Below are 18,856 nucleotides of genomic sequence, written 5' to 3'. Positions count from 1 at the left end.
AGGTTTCCGGCAGGATGTCGCCCATGACCGAACTCGTGCACCTCCACGTGGCTGACTCCGTCGCCACCATCACCCTCGACTCGCCCGCCAACCGCAACGCGCTCTCGCGCCAGCTCGTCACGGAGCTCTTCGAGCGCCTGCGCGCCGCTGAGGCCGACCCGGAGGCGAAGGTCGTCGTGCTGCGCTCGTCGGGTCGCGTCTTCTGCTCCGGTGCGGACCTGTCGGAGGCGTCCGACGGGAGCATGGAGGAGGGCACGCGTGCGCTGGTCGACCTGCAGCGGCTGATCGTGGGACTCGACAAGCCGGTCGTGGCCTCGCTGGCCGGCCCCGTGCGTGCCGGTGGCATCGGCATCATCGCCAGCTGCGACATCGTGGTCGCCGCCGAGGAGTCGACGTTCGCGCTCACCGAGGTGAAGCTCGGCCTGACCCCCGCGGTCATCTCGCTCACCGTGCTGCCGCGGATGACCAGCCGTGCCGCCGCGCTGGCGTGCCTGGGTGGCGAGGTCTTCTCGGGCAGCGACGCCGTGGCGATGGGCCTGGTGACGAAGGCGGTGCCGGCCGCCCACCTCGACGAGGAGGTGGCGGCCGTCTGCGCGTCGCTGGCGACCGGTCACCCGCAGGGGCTGCGGGAGACCAAGGCGCTGCTGGCACGCGACCTGCTCGCCCGCATCGACGCCCAGCGCGACGAGGTGGCCGAGCTGAGCGCCCGCCTCTTCGGCTCCGAGGGTGCCCACGAGGCCATGCTGGCCTTCCTGTCGCGCAAGAAGTAGCGCTCCCCGCGTTGAACCCCGCGTCAGCCCCGGGACACCCTGCGGCCCAGTCGCAGGGTGTCGCCCACGGTGCCGGTGCGGTGACCGTCGTCGGCATACATCCGGAAGTCCGGGAGGTCGGCGACGGCGCCCGGCCCGGCGCTGATCGCGCCCGAGCCGATCCGGACCCAGCGCGGGGACCCGATGCAGCCTGCCGGCACCGTGGCAGACACCCGCTCGGTGCTCGTGTCGGCGGACCAGCGCAGCCCCTCGCAGGTCACCACGCGGCCCCGACGGGTGGTCAGCTCGGCGGTCTCCTCGCCGAGGGCACGGTCGACCGTGAGCCAGTAGGGGGCCTGCGGCGTGGCGATGCGGAACATCGTCGAGTGGATCGGCGTGCGGCGCAGGTCGCGGTAGCGCACCGACACCCGCAGCCGGGCCGCTCGGTGGTCGACGATCGTGCGGACGATGTCCACCGAGGTGAACGACGGCGCCGGGTGTGACGCGTCGAGGTCCTCGGCGGAGTCGACCACGATCGCGTCACGAGCGGCGTCCCGGGTGACGCTGCGGTCGGCCTGGGCCGCCGCGGGGACGCCGAGCGCAATGGTGGTGAGTAGAGCGACGGACAGGAGGCGGGCTCCGAGCCGGTGGGTCATGGGGGTCCGATCGGGCGCGGCCCCGGGGGGCAGGAGGACGGTGTGTCGACGAGTATCCCCTCAGCCGGCCCCGGGAGCGCGGGGAATGTCGGAATCCGTGCCGCCCTCGCGGGCGCGCGGCCCGGGCGGTTCCACGACGACCAGCGGGGGCGAGTAATCTTGTTCCCTTCCGAGTCGCAGCCGGCGACGGGTTCGAGTGTGTGGTGGGGATCCCTTGACCGAGGACGTCGCAGCGCGCGAGGTCGCGCGTGAGCAGCAGTTCGTCGATCGCGTCTACCTTCAGTTGGAGAGGTCCGCGAAGGCCGCGCGCGAGCTGGCCCGCGAGGGCCACGAGCGCGGCAAGCTCGGCCACGAGGGTGGCCTCGTCGAGCGCGACGCGATGGTCTTCCAGGCTGCGCGCCGCATCGCCCAGCTCGACGCTGCCCACGAGGGCCTGGTGTTCGGGCGCCTCGACCTGCAGCCCGAGCGCGACCCCCAGCCCCGCTACATCGGCCGGATCGGGCTGCGCGACGACGAGCGCGACTCGCTGCTCATCGACTGGCGCGCCCCGGCGGCCGCGGTGTTCTACCAGGCCACCGCCGCCGAGCCGAGCGGCGTCGTACGGCGTCGGGTGCTGCGCAACGACGGCCCCCGCGTCGTCGGGGTCGAGGACGAGCTGCTCGACTCCGAGGCGCTGGAGCGGATGGACGCCGACCTCCCGATCGTCGGCGAGGGCGCGCTGATGGCGCAGCTCTCGCGGGCCCGCGACCGGTCGATGCACTCGATCGTCGCCACGATCCAGGCCGAGCAGGACAAGGCGATCCGCGCCCCCTCCAAGGGCGTCGTCACCATCTCGGGTGGACCGGGCACCGGCAAGACCGTGGTCGCGCTGCACCGCGCGGCGTTCCTGCTCTACAACGACCGGCGCCGCTTCGAGGGTGGCGGCGTGCTCATCGTCGGGCCCAGCGGCGTCTTCATGCGCTACATCGAGCGGGTGCTGCCCAGCCTCGGCGAGACCGCGGTCGCCCTGCGCTCGCTGGGCGAGGTCGTCGACGGGATGCGCGCGACCCGGCACGACGAGCCGGCGGTGGCCGACGTCAAGGGCTCGGCGCGGATGGCCGAGGTGCTGCGTCGTACGGCGCGCCAGCAGGCCCCGGGCAGCCCGCAGGAGTTCAAGATCTTCTGGCGCGACAACACGATCGTGCTCGACCGCCAGCTGCTGGGCCGGCTGCGTCGTCAGCTGATGGGCCAGGGCCGTCGCAACCGGCAGCTGCCGCGCGTGGCGCACACGCTGCTCGACGCGATGTGGCGTCAGGTGCGCAGCGAGCGCGGCCGGGAGCGCGGCCGGGTCGAGTTCAACGAGGACATGCTCACCACCCGCTCGTTCGTGGAGTTCGCCGTCGCGTGGTGGCCGCCGCTCGACGCCGTCACGGTCCTGGGCTGGCTGCACGACCCGGAGATGCTCGCGCGGGTCGGCGACGGGATCCTGAGCCACGACGAGCAGGCGCTGCTGGGCAAGGCGTGGTCCGACCACCGCGGCGACACCCCCGCCGCGGGACTCACCATCGAGGACATCGCGCTCGTCGACGAGCTGCGCTACGCGCTCGGCGACGTGCCGGAGCAGACCGACGCCGACCAGCAGCTCGACGACGTGCTCACCGCCGAGGAGGGCGGGGTCGACCTCAAGGAGCTGACCACCGCCTCCGACCGGGAGTACGCCCCGAACAGCCGGCCCTGGTCCCCGCCGACCCACCGCATGGAGGACGACCCCTTCGCCCACGTGCTCATCGACGAGGCGCAGGACCTCACGCCGATGCAGTGGCGGATGGTCGCCCGCCGCGGGCGCACCGCGTCGTGGACGATCGTCGGCGACCCGGCGCAGTCGTCCTGGCCGGTGCCCGAGGAGTCGGCCGCCGCGCGCGCCGCGGCCCTCGACGGCAAGGTGCTGCACGAGTTCCACCTGTCGACGAACTACCGCAACTCCTCCGAGATCTACGCCCACGCCGAGGCCTACGCCCGCCGGGTCGGCCTGGACGCCGACCTGCCCACGGCCGTGCGCTCGACGGGGATCGACCCGTTGGTGGTCGAGGACGTGCCCGACCTCGAGGCGGCCACCCGGGAGGCGGTCCTCGAGCTCGCCGGCGAGGTCGCCGGCACCGTCGGCATCGTCGTACCCGTCGCGCGCCGCTCCGAGGTCAACGCCTGGCTCGCCTCGTGGCCCGAGCTCGCCGAGGACGCCCCCAGCGCGAAGGCCGCAGTGGACTCCTCGGCGACCCCCTCGGGCGAGGACCGCGTCGTCGTGCTGACCGGTCTCGACACCAAGGGCCTGGAGTTCGACGGCATCGTCGTCGTCCGTCCCCAGGAGATCGAGGACGAGTCCGCCACCGGACGCGCCACGCTGTACGTCGTGCTCACGCGCGCCACGCAGCTGCTCACCACGATCTCGTGAGCCCGAACCCCATCCTGACCAGGGGCCTGCCGCCGGGCTACCGACTGGTCGAGGAGGCGCCGGGGGTCGACGACTACCTGCGGCTGCGTGCCGAGTCGGGGCTGTCGCCGAGGACGCGCGAGCAGGCCGAGCGCGCCCTCGCGGGGCACTGGGCGGCGGTCACGGTGCTCGACGAGTCGACGGGGCAGCCGGTCGCGATGGGCCGGGTGCTGGGCGACGGCGGGTGGTACTTCCACATCGTCGACATGGCCGTCCTCCCCGACCACCAGCGCCGCGGTCTCGGTGCCCGCGTGCTCGAGTCGCTGCTCGCCCGGATCGACGCCGACGCGCCGCCCGACCCCTACGTCACGCTGATGGGCGACGAGCCCGGCCGGCGCCTCTACGCGTCGTACGGCTTCGAGGACCCCTCGCCCCGCACCGTCGGCATGGTCCGCACCCGGCCGCCGGCGAAGGAGAGCAGATGAGGGTAGGCATCCTCGTCTTCGACGACGTCGAGGTCCTCGACGCCTGCGGCCCGTTCGAGGTCTTCTCGACGGCGTCCCGCGTCGCGGTGCGTCGCGACCGCGCCACGGCGCCGCCGTTCGAGGTCGTGCTCGTCGCCGCCGACGCCACCCGGCCGGTGCGCGCCCGTGGTGGTCTCCGACTGCTGCCCGACCACGGTCTCGAGGACGCGCCGGCGCTCGACGTGCTGCTGGTGCCCGGCGGCGTCACCGCCGAGGTCGAGAAGGATCCGCGCGTGGTCGCGTGGATCGCCTCGCGCGCCGGTACGCCGTGGGTCGCGTCGGTCTGCACCGGAGCGTTCCTGCTGGCTGAGGCGGGCCTCCTGGTCGACCAGCGAGTCACCACCCACTGGGACGACGTCGCCGAGCTCGCCGAGCGCTTCCCGGCGCTCGACGTCGTCGACGGCCCGCGCTGGGTCCGTGCCGGGCAGGTGTTCACCTCCGCCGGCATCTCCGCCGGCCTCGACCTCGCCCTGGAGCTGGTGTCACTGATCACCGACGAGGAGATCGCCACGGACACCGCGCGCCTGATGGACTACGCCTGGAACCGCGAGCCTGTCGCTGAGTGAGGACTACCGGCAGGTAACTGGAGCATCCCCAGCACTTGGTGCGTGGAGATCTCCAGTTACTCGTCGGTCAGCTGCTACGGCGGCCGATCGGGGTGGGTGAGACCGGGGGAGGTCGACGGCCGGCGGCCAGTAGGGTTTGGCCATGTCTGAGACCCCCAGCCCGGCAGCCCAGGAAGCACGAGCAGCGCTCGACGAGCTTCAGGGGCACGAGGCGTGGGCGGTGATCCGGCGCAGCCAGACCCTGGGGACCGACGGGACCACGGTGACGCTGGTGGGCGGCACCCGCTCGGAGGTCGCCAGCCTCCTCGACGTGCCGCTCGAGGAGGGTCCGCCGCCGGCCGGCCGCCACTTCGACCGGCTGCTCGCCATCCCGTTCCGCCAGGTGGCCGAGCGCGGGTTCGAGGCGCACGACGACGGCACGCCGCTCGTGGTGGTCGACATCGAGACCGAGTCCGAGCTCTCCGTCGACGACGTGCTGGCCGCGCTGCCCGACACCAAGGTGGAGTTCACCGACCGCGGCGGCTTCGAGACCACCGACGAGGACTACGCGGTCGTGGTCGAGGCGATCATCCGCGACGAGATCGGTCAGGGCGAGGGCGCCAACCTCGTGGTCGGCCGGCACTACCGCGCGGTCGTCGCCGACTGGGGCCCCGACAAGGCGCTGACGGTCTTCCGCCGCCTGCTGGCCCGCGAGCGCGGGGCCTACTGGACGTTCTGCTTCTTCACCGGCGACCGGTTCCTCGTGGGGGCGAGCCCCGAGCGGCACGTCAGCATCCACGGCGGCGACGTGCGGATGAACCCGATCAGCGGCACCTTCCGGGTGGGCGACGGCTCGGGCGACGACGTGAAGACCCGTCTCCTCGACTTCCTCGCCGACGAGAAGGAGATCTACGAGCTCTTCATGGTCGTCGACGAAGAGCTCAAGATGATGTGCGAGATCTGCAACGAAGGGGGCCAGGTGCTCGGCCCGTTCCTCAAGCCGATGACCCACCTCGTGCACACCGAGTACCTCCTCGCCGGCCGCACCAGCCGCGACGTGCGCGAGGTGCTGCGCGACACGATGTACGCCGCCACGGTCACCGGCAGCCCGGTGGAGAACGCCTGCAAGCTGATCAAGGCCTACGAGGCCGAGGGCCGCGGCTACTACGGTGCCGCGCTGGCCCTGCTCGGCCGTGATGCCCAGGGCCATCCCACCGCGGACAGCCCCATCGTGATCCGCACCGCCGACGTCGACCCGGCCGGCAACCTCAAGGTGACCGCGGGCGCGACCCTGGTCCGCGACTCGGACCCCGCCTACGAGGTCGCCGAGACCCACGCCAAGGCCGGCGGCATCCTCAGCGCCTTCGGACTGGTGCCCGCCGCGGTCGCCCCCGCCGGCGGGCTGGCCGAGCTGACCCGCGACGAGGACGTGCTGATCGCCCTCAACGCGCGCAACCGGAGGCTGTCCAGCTTCTGGCTGACCGACCAGGGTGGCTCCGAGCCCGACCCGGCCCTGGCGGGCAAGTCCGCGGTGATCCTCGACGGCGAGGACGACTTCGTGAACATGCTGCGCCACGCGCTCAGCGTGCTCGGGATGACCAGCGAGGTGCTCCGGCACGAGGAGTACGTCGCGGGGGCGCTGGACGGCTTCGACCTGGTCATCGTCGGCCCCGGTCCCGGCGACCCGCGCGACGACGCCGACCCCAAGATGGCCCGCCTGCGCGCGGCCGTCGCCGAGCTGCTCGAGCAGCAGCGCCCGTTCCTGGCGGTGTGCCTGGGCCACCAGGCGCTGTGCCACGAGCTGGGGATGCCGCTGGTCTACAAGGACATCGTCTTCCAGGGCACCCAGTCGGCGGTCACGATCGACGGGCGCACGGAGCGGGTCGGCTTCTACAACACGTTCGTCGCGCGAGCGGGGGACCGGCTGCCCGAGGGCGTCGAGGTCGAGGCGGACGAGGCGACCGGGGACATCCACCTCGTGCGGGGACCGCACTACCGCGGGATCCAGTTCCACGCCGAGTCGATCCTCACCCAGCGTGGCTTCGAGCTGATCCACGAGCTCGTCGGTGGTCTGCTCCGCCGCTGAGCGGGTTCGGATCTCCCAGATTTCTGGGCCGCACGGGCAACCATTTCGCCTCCCCGCGCGTCTGTCTCGTGAAGGATGGAGCAGACGGGGCGGGGGATCGATGAATCGGATGGTGCGGCGCTGCGCTGCGCTGCTGGCAGTGCTGCTCGTGCTGGCCGGGTGCAGCGAGGACCGCGAGAGCGTCTCCCAGATCGAGCCCACCGCGCTCCCGGAGGAGGTCCAGCCGGCCACGCCGGTCGCGGCCGCGGACACCCGGGACCCGAACATCGTCCTGGTGCTGATGGACGACTTCTCGATGGACCTGCTGCCCACCATGCCGAACGCCGCGAGGATGCAGGAGAAGGGCGCGTCCTACCCGCACGCCTTCGTCGTCGACTCGCTGTGCTGTGTCTCGCGCGCGAGCATCGCGACCGGGCAGTACCCCCACCAGACCGGCGTCTTCACCAACACCGCCAACACGCCCAACGACGTCGGCCCGATCGGGGGGTGGGAGGCGTTCGTCGAGCACGGCAACAACGAGCGCGCCGTCAACGTCCGTCTCCAGCAGGCCGGCTACACGACCGGGTTCATCGGCAAGTACCTCAACCAGTACGAGTGGGTCCCCGGCGGCGAGATCCCGCCGCCTCCACCGGGCTGGGACGACTGGCGGGTGGTGTTCGGGTCCGCCTACGACGGCTGGGACTTCGAGAGCACCTACGTCGAGGACGGCCTGGTCCACCTCAAGTCGCACCTCGCGCCGCCCGCAGAGGCCAGCGCGGCCGAGAAGGACAAGCAGTACGTCGGCTCGGTGATCGAGCGCGGGGCGCTGGAGTTCATCCGGGACCGACGCGACGACGAGTCGCCGTACTTCCTGCAGGTCTCGCCCTACGCCACGCACAGCCGGACCAACCCGACCGGCGCCTATGCCGGGGACCCGATCTTCCCGCCGGCGTTCCGGGACCGGCCGCGGCCCGGTCGGCCGATGGGCAACTGCGGTGTCGTCCGGTGCGGCGAGCTGACGATCGACGACCTTCCCGGGTTCGGCGACGACCAGCAGGACAACGCCCCCCGCCTCGAGGACGGCACCGAAGCCGCCTCGTGGAAGGGAGTGCCGCCGGCGATGACCAAGGGCCAGGCGATCAAGACGCTGCGCGACCGGGCCCGGATGGCGCAGTCGGTCGACCGGATGCTCGGCAAGATCCTGGCGAACGTCTCGGAGGACACCTACGTCGTGCTGACCTCCGACAACGGCTTCCACGTGGGGCAGCACGGGCTGGGACGAGGCAAGGGCGCGCCCTACGCGACCGACGCGCAGGTGCCGCTGATCGTCACCGGGCCCGGGGTCGAGCAGGGCGAGCGCGACGTGGTGGTCAGCTCGATCGACTTCGCCTCGACGTTCGAGGAGCTCGCCGGACTGCGGCCCGAGAGGTTCCGCGGCGGACGGTCGATCGCGGCCACGCTGCGCGGCGACCGGCAGCTGCAGGCGCCGCAGGGTCCCGAGGGGCGTGACTACGTCTTCTTCGAGCACACCTGGGCGCCCTCGCTGGGCGACGATCCCGACCGGCCCTACGCCGGCGGCACCATCGACCTGATCCCGTCGTACGTCGCGGTGCGCTCGCGCGACGCCCTGCTTGTGCGCGTCGACCTCGACCCGGACTGGGAGGAGACGTCGTACGCCTGGGAGTTCTACGACTACTCCGAGACCGGGTGGGAGAGGACCAACACCTATGGCCAGCCCCGGCACCGCGACACGATCCGGGAGCTGACCCGCCGGCTGGAGGGCTTCGACGCGTGCGCCGCCGCGACCCGCGACGACCGGGTCTCGCCGGCCTGCCGTGCGCTGTCGGCCGCCGAGGGGCAGTGAAGGCTCCCGCTGCCCAGCAGGTTTGCCCAGTAGGTTTCTCCCGTGGCCCGCCCGGACGTCGTCGTCGTCGACCACCACGACTCCTACACGTGGAGCCTCGTGCACCTCGTCGCGGGCGTGACCGGGGTGCTGCCCCGCGTGGTCCAGCACGACGAGACCACGCCGGAGGAGGTCCTCGCCCACTCCCACGTCGTGCTCTCGCCCGGCCCCGGCCACCCCACGGACGTCCGCGACTTCCGGGTGGGGACGGAGGTGCTGAGGGCGGCCACCCGTCCGGTCCTCGGCGTCTGTCTGGGCCTGCAGGGCCTGGTCACGACGTACGGCGGTCGCGTCGGCCGGGTCGCGCCCGCCCACGGCGTGGTGGCTCCGGTGCGCCACGACGGGCGGGGCGTCTTCGCCGGGCTCCCCCAGGACTTCGCCGCGGTGCGCTACCACTCCCTCGCCGCGCTGGAGCTGCCGGACTGCCTGGAGCAGAGCGCCACGACGCCTGGGGCGGGAGCAGGGGCGGGGGCGGGCGCGGCGGGGACGGGCGAGGCGGTGGTGATGGGCGTGCGGCACCGCTCGCTCCCGCTCGAGGGTGTGCAGTTCCACCCTGAGTCCGTGCTCAGCGCCTGGGGCGCGGAGCTGGTGGCCAACTTCCTGCGGGGGCCGGGATGAGGACTGAGGACCCGGAGCTCTGCTTCACCGACGTGTCGGCCGCCCATCCTCGCTGCTTCTGGCTCGACGGCGGCGGCGCGCGGGAGTGGTCGGGGAGCCGGTCGCTCGTGGGCTGGCTCGACGAGGACGACGTGTCGCTCACCTACGACGCCGCGCTGGGCGAGGTCCGCCGCCATGCGGGCGGCACGTCGCGCGTGGTCGGGGACGACATCTTCGCGGTCCTGGAGTCGGAGCTGGCGGGAGATTCGACCGACCAGTGGTTCGGCTACTTCGGCTACGCGGCCCGCCCCGACCTGCCGGCCGAGGTCGCGCCGCCGGGTGAGGGTCGGCTGCCGGACGCCGTGTGGATGCGACCGCGGCACCTCCGGCTCTTCGACCACGGCCCACCTCCCGCCCCGCCGCCCACCGGGCCGGCTCCGGCGACCCACGAGCCGGTCCCCGCCTCCTACGCGGCCGCCTTCGCCCAGGTGCAGGAGCAGCTGCGCGCGGGCAACTCCTACGAGGTCAACCTGACCTACCGCCTGCGCGCGGCCTCCGACCTCAGCCCGCTGGCGGCCTACCGGGCGCTCCGGGCCAGCAACCCCGCGCCGTACGCCGGACTGCTGCAACACGACGTCCCCGGCCACCGGGCCTGGCTGCTCAGCTCGTCGCCGGAGCGGTACGCCGTGGTGCGCCGTGCGGGCGACGGCACGCGCACCATCGAGACCAAGCCGATCAAGGGCACCACCCCGCGTGCCCCCGATCCGGCCGACGACGACGCCGCGCGCCGGCAGCTGGCCACCGATGAGCGGTTCCGTGCCGAGAACCTGATGATCGTCGACCTGCTGCGCAACGACCTCGCGATGGTCTGCGAGGTGGGGAGCGTGGAGGTGCCGGTGCTGATGGACGTGGAGTCCTACCCGTCGGTGCACCAGCTGGTCTCCACCGTGCGGGGGCGGCTGCGGAGCGAGGTGTCCACGCCGACCGCGTTGCGCGCCCTCTTCCCCGCCGGCTCGATGACCGGGGCGCCCAAGCTGCGCACGATGGAGATCGTCGAGGCGGTCGAGGCGACGCCGCGCGGCGTCTATGCCGGGGCGTTCGGGTGGATCGCCGCGGACGGGCGCGCCGACCTCGGCGTCGTGATCCGCTCGCTCACCACCGCCGGCGACGGCGCGTGGGAGCTGGGCACCGGCGGGGGGATCACCGTCCACTCCGACGTCGCCGGCGAGTGGGCCGAGTCGCGGTGGAAGGCCGAGCGGCTGCTCGCCGTACTCAGCCGCTGACCAGCCGGGCCAGCACCGCGCCCATGGTGGCGCGCACGGCCGCGGGGCTCTCCGGGGAGAGGTCGACCAGGTTGGCGGTGTCCACCTGGCTGCCGTGCTGGACGAAACCGGTGACCAGCAGCGCCTCCCCCTGTGGCTGTACGACGAGCCGCGCGGCGTCGGCGCCCTCGACGTCGATGCGGGAGACCCTGCCCTGGACGCTGCCTGCCATCGTCGCCCAGGCCTCCTCGAAGTCCCCCTCGAAGAAGAGCGAGCTCACGTCCAGGGAGACGCCGGACTCCGGGTCCTCGGCCGCATAGCTGCACGACGTCAACACCGCGGAGTCGCGCTCGTCGGGGACGGCGGTGACGTTGGTGCCGAGCAGCCGTCCGGCGTCGGCGGCGGGGAGCGTCTCGCAGGGGCTCGCGACCCCCACCCCGGCGCCGGCGGAGCCGGTGTGGGGGTTCGTCGGAGCGCTCTGCTCGGCAGCGGACCCGGCATCGTCGCCGTCACCGCACCCCGCGAGCGCGCCGGCGAGGACCACCAGCAGCACCGCGGGGGAGACGAGGAGACGACGAGCACGGGTCACTCGTCGTCGCTCCCGAAGGTGATCTCCACCGTCATCTCCTCGTCGTCACGCACCAGCGTGACCGTGGCCGTGTCACCGGGACGGTAGGAGTACATCGTCGCGATCAGGGCGTCGGAGCTGCCGGTGTGGAGGTCGTCGAGCGCGGTGATCACGTCGTCCTCCTCGATGCCGGCCTCGTCGGCCGGGCCGCCGGACTCGAGCTCCGTGATCAGGGCGCCGGACGGGACGCCGACGGTGTACTCGGCGTCCTCCGCGACCACGCCCATCCGCGGGTGGGTGGGCGTCTCCCCGGCGCGCATCTGCTCGACGATCGGCAGCACGTCGCTGATCGGGATGGCATAGCCGATGCCGATCGAGCCCAGGTCGCCCCCGGTGCCCGACGAGTTGCGGGCCAGCTCGATGGAGGCGTTGATGCCGACGACCTCGCCGGCCATGTTGACCAGGGCGCCGCCGGAGTTGCCGGGGTTGATCGCGGCGTCGGTCTGGATCGCGCCGTAGACCACGCGTCGGGTGACGTCGTCCTGCTGCGGCATCACGATCGGGCGGTGCAGCGAGCTGATGATGCCGGCGGTGACCGTCGCCTGAAGTCCGTAGGGCGAGCCCACCGCGACGACCGCCTGCCCGACCTCGGACAGGTCGGAGGAGCCCAGGGTCGCGACGTCGAGGTCGGAGACGCCCTCGGCCTTCAGCAGTGCGGTGTCGGTGCCGGGATCGGAGCCGACGACCTCGGCCTCGGCCACCGATCCGTCGTCGAACGACACGGTGATGCTGCCGCCGTCGATGGCGGACGCGATCACGTGGTGGTTGGTGAGGATCTCGCCGTCATCGCTGATCACGATCCCGGAGCCGCTGCCTCCGCCGCCGCGCGCGTCCCGCGCGTCGATCTTCACGACGACCGGGAGCACCTCCCGGGCCACGACGTTGACCGAGACCAGGTCGAGGGGGTCGAGCTCGCTGGTGTCGACGTCGCCGCCGCCGACCTGGACGCTCTCGGCGTCGTCGTCCAACGCGTCGAAGGCCCAGGCGCCGCCGAGGCCGCCGAGGGCCCCGAGCAGGAGACCGCCGGCGAGCACACCCGCGAGCACGCCCTTGCCGCCGCCGCCGGGCTTGCGCCGGTCGACGCGGTCACGCCCTCCCCCTGGCTGGGGCTGGGGCTGGCCGGGCTGGGGCTGGCCCTGCTGGTAGGGGGCCCACTGCTGCTGGCCGGGCTGGCCGGGCTGCTGGCCGGGCTGGGGCTGGTAGGGCGGCTGCTGCGGGCCACGATAGGGCTGCTGGGGACCCGGGTAGGGCCCGCCCTGGGGCGGCTGCGGGGGGTACGGCGGCTGGCTCATGGCGCCAAGCCTGCCCCACGCGCGCCCACTCCGAACCTCATCTCAGGCTCCTTCATCCCTGGCACCTCCAACTCCGGCACTTCCAACTCTGGCACTTCCGACTCCGGCGCCTCCATCTTCGGCACCGTCCGGGCGCCCGGGCAGCCACAGCCGCATCCGCGCCCCGCCGTACGGCGACCGGGTGGCCTCCACGGTGCCCGAGTGGCGCAGCACGACCTGGCGCACGATCGAGAGGCCGAGCCCCGAGCCGGGCAGCGCCCGCGACTCCGTGGAGCGCCAGAACCGGTCGAAGACGTGGGGGAGCTCCTCCTCGGAGATGCCGGGGCCCTCGTCGTCGATGACCAGCCAGCCGTCCTCGAGGTGCACGCGGACCGTGGCGCCGTCGGGGCTCCACTTGGCGGCGTTGTCGAGCAGGTTGAGCACCGCGCGCTCCAGCGCCGGCGGCTCGCCGGTCACCCACCAGGGGGCCAGCGAGACCTCGAAGGCCAGGCCGGGTGCGCGTCGGCGCACCCGGGCGATCGCGCGCTCGACGGTCTCGGAGAGGTCGACGCCCTCCACGACGTACTGCAGCGGCTCGTCGCGCGCCAGCTCCACGAGGTCCCCGATGAGCGTGGTGAACTCCGCGATCTGCGCGCGCACGTCGGCCAGCAGCTCGGCGCGCGCCTCGGGCGGGAGCCCGCCGATGACGTCGGCCTGGGCGAGCAGGTCGAGGTTGGTGCGCAGCGAGGTGAGCGGGGTCCGCAGCTCGTGGCCGGCGTCGGCGATCAGTTGGCGCTGCCGGTCGCGGGAGGCGGCGAGCGCCATCAGCATGGTGTTGAAGGAGGTGGCGAGCCGGGCGACCTCGTCGTCGCCCTCGACGGTCAGCGGCCGGAGGTCCTCGGTGCGGGCGATCTCCTCGACCGCGACCGTGAGCCGGCGCACCGGGCGCAGCCCGTTGCGGGCCACCGCCCACCCGGCGAGCGCGGCGGCGAGGACGCCGATCCCGCCGATGACGAGCATGACCGTGCCCATCTTGCGCAAGGTGCTGTCCTGGGGCTCCAGGGACTGGGCGAGGACCAGCGCCTGCCCCTCGTCGGTGGGCCAGGTGACGACCCGATAGCGCACCCCGTCCGTGGCCACGAGGGTGCGGATGGAGTGGTCGCTGGTGCCGGAGGCGACCGCGAGCTCCGGCTCGCCGAGGTTGAGCTGGGCGACGTCGCCCAGCGCCCGCCAACGGCGGTCCTCGGTGATGAAGAGGATCTGCACGTCGGCCGCGCCCAGCGCCCAGGAGGGCACCCGGGTGCCGCTCAGCACGTCGGCCTCGGCGGCCCGCTCGGCGCGCTCGAGCAGCGACTCGTCGAGGGCGGCCATGCTCTGCATGCGCACCGTGCCGTAGGCGCCCAGCGCGACGAACGCGACGGCGAGGCCCACCGCGATCGTGCTCAGCAGGGTGACCCGGCTCGCGAGCGAGCGGCGGTAGTGCCAGCGCCGCTCCTCCCACCGGTTGGCGAGGTCGGCGCGCTCGTCAGGGAGGGACTCACGAGGGGCGGGGGCATGAGGGGCGGGGACGCTCATGACTCCTTCAGCACGTAGCCGACGCCGCGCACCGTGTGCAGCAGGCGCGCCTCGCCCTCCGCCTCGGTCTTGCGGCGCAGGTAGCCGACGTAGACCTCGAGGGAGTTGGCCGTCGTCGGGAAGTCGTAGCCCCACACCTCCTCGAGGATGAACGCCCGCTCCAGCACCCGACGCGGCCGGCGCAGGAACATCTCCAGGAGCGTGAACTCGGTGCGGGTCAGCTCGATCATCCGCTCGCCGCGGCGGACCTCGCGGGTGGCGAGGTCCATGCTCAGGTCGGCGAAGGAGAGCACCTCGTCGACACTGTCGCGAGGAACGACGCGGCGCAGCAGCGCGCGCAAGCGGGCGAGCAGCTCCTCGAGCGCGAAGGGCTTGGTCAGGTAGTCGTCGGCCCCCGCGTCGAGCCCGTCGACCCGGTCGCCCACGGCGTCGCGGGCGGTGAGCACGAGGATGGGTACGTCGTGGCCCGCGGCGCGCAGGGCGCGGGTGGCCTCGAGGCCGTTGAGGCGGGGCATCATCACGTCCATCACCACGACGTCGGGCGCGACGCCGGCATAGCGTGCGAGCGCGTCGGCTCCGTCGGTGGCCAGCGCCACGTCGTACCCGTTGAACTCGAGGGAGCGGCGCAGTGACTCGCGCACCGCCTTGTCGTCATCGACGACGAGGACCCGGGGCTTCGCGGCGGCACTCACGCGTCCACTGTGCCAGCCCAGCCTGAGGCGTGTCTGAGAGTCGCCGTTCCCGGTGACCAGCCGCCCGGCTCAGCTGTCCGTGGAGCCGCCGTGCCAGGAGACGAGCAGCAGCGTGGCGTCGTCGTCGAGGTCTCCGGACTGGTGCTCGAGCAGGGCCTGGACGACGCGGCGCATGGTCTCGGCCGGCGGCAGACCGGCAGCGAGGTTGCGGACGACGAGGTCCACGAGACGCTCCTGGCCGAAGAACTCGCCGTCGGGGGAGCGGGCCTCGGTGATCCCGTCGGTGTAGAGCAGCACGAGATCGCCGGGCTCCAGCTGCTCCACGCCGACCTGGCCCGCCTCGGTGCCCGCCAGCCCCTCGTTGAGGCCGAACGGCAGGCGGGGCTCGACCTGCAGGGCGCGGATGAGCCGGCCGCCACGCAGCAGCAGCGGCTCCAGGTGTCCGGCGCTCAGCCAGCGCAGCACGCCGCCGGCGGTGTCGAGCTCGCAGAGCAGGCCGGTGGAGAACGACTCGGTCCGGAAGACCGTGGAGACCGCCGACTCGATGTGGTCGGCGGTCTCGTGCAGGGACAGCCCCGCACGGCGCGCGTTGCGGTAGCCCGCCACGACGAGGTTGACCAGCTGGGCGCTGACGATGCCGTGGCCCATCCCGTCGAAGACCGCGAAGCGCGCCGTCCCGTCGTCGACGGCGTAGTCGAGCGAGTCGCCGGCGACCTCGTAGGCCGGCTCGAGGCCGCCGGCGATCGTGACCGTGCCGTTGCTGAAGGTCAACGGTGGAAGCAGTGACCACTGGATCTCGGCGGCCAGCCCCATCGGCGCCGTCCGGCGCAGGTTGACGATCGAGTCGCCGTACTGGGTCTTGCTCATCACCAGCTCGGCGACGATTGTGGCGAGGCTCGTGAGGCGGGTGGCGAACGGGCCGCCCTCGTGGAGTCCGTCGTCGAGACGGTGGGCGTCCTCGGCGCTCAGCGTCACGCCGAGCACGCCGAGCCGCTCGCTGCCGTCGAGGAGCGGCAGCCAGACCCGGGTGTGCTCGGTGCGCTCGTCGGTGCGCGGCGCCTCCTGGGTGAGGACCCGCAGCTGCTGGAAGGCCTTGCCGGCCACCGTGGAGTCCACGCCGAGAGGCGGGTGGAACTCGGTGAGCCGTGGTGTGCCGTTGGGCATCATCGGGATCAGGACGCGCTGCTGGAGGTCGGCGAGGTGGATCACCGCGTCGTGGGCGCCCAGGTCCCGGGCGTGTCGGGCGACCAGGTCGGCGAGGTCGTCCGGGTTGGCGGTGTGGGACTCCTCCAGCAGGTGATGCAGGGAGCGCTCGGCGTCGTCCATGGAGGAAGGCTAGGTCACCGGGGGCGACGGCTCGGGATCAGCCGTGCTGCGACGACTCAGGACGAGGTGAGCCGCTGCAGGCGAAGCTCGTCGCGGATCGCGTAGGGGATCGGGCGGCGGTGCCTCTCGAGATGGTCCACGTAGGCCTCCAGTGCGTGCAGGAGCGTGACCCGCGCCTCGGTCGCCGAAGAGCTGCGGGGCTGGGTGCGCTCGTGCGCCAGCACCTCGCGGGCCTGCAGGACGGCCTCCCAGAGCTCGGCCGCGGAGGCGTCCCCGCCGGTCGGCCGATCGGGGGTGCGTCGGGCTCGCCCGCCGTTCGTGTTGGGCATGTGCAACGACCTCTCTCCCCTTGCCGCGACGAGGAGCAGGGCCCGCGCGGTCGCCACCAATGTACGCCGCATCACATCACCGCGGGGGAGAAGGGAGGCGTGGACAGGGTTCATTGGTTTGGCCAAGTTCGTACCGTGGGGGGTATGTCTGTCCCGCTCTCGATCCTCGACCTCGCCCCCATCGCCCCGACCGAGACCGCGGCGCAGAGCCTCGCCGCAAGCGTGTCGCTGGCCCAGGCCGCGGAGACCCACGGCTATCGCCGGGTCTGGTATGCCGAGCACCACAACATGCCCGGCATCGCGTCGTCGGCGACGTCGGTGCTCATCGCGCACGTGGCAGCTCACACGAGCACGATCCGTCTCGGCGCGGGCGGCGTGATGCTGCCCAACCACTCCCCGCTGACCATCGCCGAGCAGTTCGGCATGCTGGAGACCCTCCACCCGGGGCGCATCGACCTCGGTCTCGGGCGGGCGCCCGGGAGTGACCAGAACACGATGCGCGCGCTGCGTCGTACGCCGGCCTCGGCGAATCAGTTCCCCCAGGACGTCCAGGAGCTGCAGGGCTTCCTGCGCGGCGAGTCGCTGATCCCCGGCGTCCAGGCCGTGCCCGGCGCCGGGACGGATGTGCCGCTCTACATCCTCGGCTCCTCGCTCTTCGGCGCCCAGCTCGCCGCCGCGATGGGGCTGCCCTACGCCTTCGCGTCCCACTTCGCCCCCGCCGCGCTCCACGACGCGGTGGCCACCTATCGCCGCGACTTCAAGCCCTCGCGCCAGCTCACCGAGCCGCACGTCATCGCCGGGGTCAATGTCGTGGCCGCCCCCGACGCCGAGCACGCTCGCGAGCAGTTCGAGTCGCGCCGCCGGGACTTCGTCCGCGGGATGGTCAGCCGCCCCGCCGCTCCGGGAGCGAGCGCGCCCGAGTTCAGCGACGAGCAGATCGACGCCTTCCTCACCACTCCCGACGGGCGCCAGCTCGCCGACATGCTGCGCTACTCCGCGGTGGGGACACCGGAGCAGGTGGGCGACTACCTCACCGAGTTCGCGACCGCCGCCGGTGCCGACGAGCTCATCGTCGCCCACCAGTCCCCGCACCTCGAGGAGCGCCTGACGTCGGTGGCCCTCACCGCCGCCGCCCTCAGCTGACCCGGCGCCAGATCTCGCTGACCCGGCTCTAGATCTCGCTGACCCGGCGGAAGTAATCCCCAGGGGTACGACGTGTGCGGGTGCTGGGGGGCGGGTGTCGGTGGTGGGTGGGAGGCTGGTGACAGCCACCTGCGAGCAGCGCGTCGGGATCGTCCGATCGGGCGTTGACCTGGGGAAACAGTATCCACAGATTCTGTTTTCGCTCTTGTGTTCGCAGATGCGGGTCGGGAAGAGTCGGGGCCATGACCACCAGCCCCGACCTCGGCGAGGTCCTCGCAGAGCTCCTCGGCGAGCCCCGTGAGGAGGACGCCTGGGTCGATGACCTCGACCCGGCCGCGACCCTGGGTGGGCTGGAGTCGATGACCGCCCGGCGCCGCGCCCTGCAGGTCGAGGACCTGCTGCTGGTCGCGCACTGGGCCGACCTGCACGCCAGCGATCCACGCACCGAGCCCGGCGCCAACGGCCGCCGCGTCTGGGCCGGCGGATCAGGGTCCAGGAAATCAGGGTCCAGGAGCGCAGGTGTGGGTGGGGACCGGCTGGTCCAGGTCGGGGGCGAGGGCACCCCGCGGGTGCGTGAGCTCGCCCTGTGTGAGCTCGCGGTAGCCCGCCAGTGCCACCCGCTGGCGGCGCGCAAGGTCACCGCCGACGTCCTCGACCTGCGCCACCGCCTGCCGTTGACCTGGGCCCGGTTCACCACCGGGGCCGTGGAGCAGTGGCTGGTGTGCAAGATCGCGACCCTGACCCGCGAGCTCCCGCACGCGGTCGTGGGTTTGGTCGATGCCGCGGTCGCGGCCTGTGTGGCCACCGAGTCGCCCTCGCGGGTGCTGGCGATCTGCGCGGCCAAGATCATCGAGGCCGACCCCGCCGCGCACGCCGAACGGGTCGCGGCCGAACAGGCACGGCGCTACGTGTCCCTGACCCGCACCGACGCCGCCGGCCTGCGCCACGTGATCGCCCGGGTCACCGCCGGCGACGCCGCCTGGGTCGACGCCACCGTGGACCGCGTCGCCGACATCCTCGCCACCCGCCACCCCGACACTGGCCGCGACCTGCTCCGCTCCCAAGCGTTCGGCTGGCTGGGACGCCCCGCCGAACTCCTCCAACTCCTCCTCGAAGCCACCCAACACGAAGACGAGACTGCCCAAGCTGGGCCCGAGGTGGACGAGCCCGAGGCCGGTGCTGAC

Annotated in this window: 17 protein-coding genes; 10 read left to right on the top strand and 7 right to left on the bottom strand. The window is 72.9% G+C overall.

Translation table 11 applies throughout. From position 1 onward, the window contains the following. Positions 1-23: 23 nt before the first annotated feature. A complete protein-coding gene (locus tag ACYU7L_RS03695; RefSeq protein ID WP_460793876.1) occupies positions 24-770 on the top strand; it encodes an enoyl-CoA hydratase-related protein in 747 nt (248 codons plus the stop codon). 23 nt (positions 771-793) lie between these two features. Here ACYU7L_RS03695 and ACYU7L_RS03690 read toward each other — a convergent pair whose 3' ends face one another. Beyond that, positions 794-1,405 (bottom strand): hypothetical protein, encoded by a 612-nt coding sequence (locus tag ACYU7L_RS03690; protein ID WP_460793875.1) that lies wholly within the window; start codon positions 1,403-1,405, stop codon positions 794-796. A gap of 214 nt (positions 1,406-1,619) precedes the next feature. Here ACYU7L_RS03690 and ACYU7L_RS03685 point away from each other — a divergent pair, with 214 nt between their 5' ends. The 7 genes from ACYU7L_RS03685 to ACYU7L_RS03655 all read left to right on the top strand — a co-directional run bounded on the left by ACYU7L_RS03685 (position 1,620) and on the right by ACYU7L_RS03655 (position 10,729). Further along, complete coding sequence (locus ACYU7L_RS03685) at positions 1,620-3,833, top strand: HelD family protein (RefSeq protein ID WP_460793874.1); 2,214 nt, start codon at positions 1,620-1,622, stop codon at positions 3,831-3,833. Next, positions 3,830-4,297 carry a GNAT family N-acetyltransferase gene (locus ACYU7L_RS03680; RefSeq protein ID WP_460793872.1) on the top strand — a complete coding sequence of 156 codons (468 nt, stop codon included), beginning with the start codon at positions 3,830-3,832 and terminating at the stop codon, positions 4,295-4,297. Before ACYU7L_RS03685 ends, ACYU7L_RS03680 begins: the two co-directional genes overlap by 4 nt. Then, the gene (locus ACYU7L_RS03675) at positions 4,294-4,902 is read left to right on the top strand and encodes a DJ-1/PfpI family protein (RefSeq protein WP_460793871.1); all 609 of its coding nucleotides are present in this window, start codon (positions 4,294-4,296) and stop codon (positions 4,900-4,902) included. The genes ACYU7L_RS03680 and ACYU7L_RS03675 overlap by 4 nt, the downstream gene beginning before the upstream one ends. Positions 4,903-5,044: 142 nt before the next feature. Further along, positions 5,045-6,967, top strand: coding sequence for an anthranilate synthase family protein (locus ACYU7L_RS03670; RefSeq protein WP_460793870.1), 1,923 nt, complete (start codon positions 5,045-5,047; stop codon positions 6,965-6,967). 100 nt (positions 6,968-7,067) lie between these two features. Then, positions 7,068-8,810 carry a sulfatase-like hydrolase/transferase gene (locus ACYU7L_RS03665; protein WP_460793869.1) on the top strand — a complete coding sequence of 581 codons (1,743 nt, stop codon included), beginning with the start codon at positions 7,068-7,070 and terminating at the stop codon, positions 8,808-8,810. 42 nt (positions 8,811-8,852) lie between these two features. After that, entirely contained in the window at positions 8,853-9,467 is a 615-nt protein-coding gene (locus ACYU7L_RS03660) for an anthranilate synthase component II (protein WP_460793868.1), read from the top strand. Next, complete coding sequence (locus ACYU7L_RS03655) at positions 9,464-10,729, top strand: anthranilate synthase component I family protein (protein ID WP_460793867.1); 1,266 nt, start codon at positions 9,464-9,466, stop codon at positions 10,727-10,729. The genes ACYU7L_RS03660 and ACYU7L_RS03655 overlap by 4 nt, the downstream gene beginning before the upstream one ends. Here ACYU7L_RS03655 and ACYU7L_RS03650 read toward each other — a convergent pair. The 6 genes from ACYU7L_RS03650 to ACYU7L_RS03625 form a co-directional block, all read right to left on the bottom strand. Then, complete coding sequence (locus ACYU7L_RS03650) at positions 10,719-11,297, bottom strand: hypothetical protein (protein ID WP_460793866.1); 579 nt, start codon at positions 11,295-11,297, stop codon at positions 10,719-10,721. The two genes, ACYU7L_RS03655 and ACYU7L_RS03650, sit on opposite strands and share 11 nt — an antisense overlap. After that, positions 11,294-12,628: a S1C family serine protease gene (locus ACYU7L_RS03645; protein ID WP_460793864.1), complete on the bottom strand. Its 1,335-nt coding sequence runs from the start codon at positions 12,626-12,628 to the stop codon at positions 11,294-11,296. Before ACYU7L_RS03645 ends, ACYU7L_RS03650 begins: the two co-directional genes overlap by 4 nt. Before the next feature lie 42 nt (positions 12,629-12,670). Continuing rightward, positions 12,671-14,182 carry a sensor histidine kinase gene (locus ACYU7L_RS03640; RefSeq protein WP_460793863.1) on the bottom strand — a complete coding sequence of 504 codons (1,512 nt, stop codon included), beginning with the start codon at positions 14,180-14,182 and terminating at the stop codon, positions 12,671-12,673. After that, positions 14,179-14,874: a response regulator transcription factor gene (locus tag ACYU7L_RS03635; RefSeq protein WP_460793862.1), complete on the bottom strand. Its 696-nt coding sequence runs from the start codon at positions 14,872-14,874 to the stop codon at positions 14,179-14,181. The genes ACYU7L_RS03640 and ACYU7L_RS03635 overlap by 4 nt, the downstream gene beginning before the upstream one ends. A gap of 69 nt (positions 14,875-14,943) precedes the next feature. Further along, positions 14,944-16,200 (bottom strand): PP2C family protein-serine/threonine phosphatase, encoded by a 1,257-nt coding sequence (locus ACYU7L_RS03630; RefSeq protein WP_460793861.1) that lies wholly within the window; start codon positions 16,198-16,200, stop codon positions 14,944-14,946. A 56-nt stretch (positions 16,201-16,256) separates the two neighbouring features. Next, positions 16,257-16,529 (bottom strand): hypothetical protein, encoded by a 273-nt coding sequence (locus ACYU7L_RS03625; protein ID WP_460793860.1) that lies wholly within the window; start codon positions 16,527-16,529, stop codon positions 16,257-16,259. A 144-nt stretch (positions 16,530-16,673) separates the two neighbouring features. On the opposite strand from ACYU7L_RS03625, the gene ACYU7L_RS03620 reads away from it, so the two are divergent. Beyond that, entirely contained in the window at positions 16,674-17,672 is a 999-nt protein-coding gene (locus ACYU7L_RS03620) for an LLM class flavin-dependent oxidoreductase (protein ID WP_460793859.1), read from the top strand. A gap of 242 nt (positions 17,673-17,914) precedes the next feature. Then, positions 17,915-18,856, top strand: a 942-nt coding sequence (locus ACYU7L_RS03615) for a DUF222 domain-containing protein (protein WP_460793858.1), incomplete at its 3' end; no start/stop codon positions are given.

This window comes from Nocardioides pacificus, from assembly GCF_054775955.1.
The sequence above is the reverse complement of the archived record's forward strand: the minus strand, read 5'-3'. Positions and strand labels throughout refer to the sequence as shown.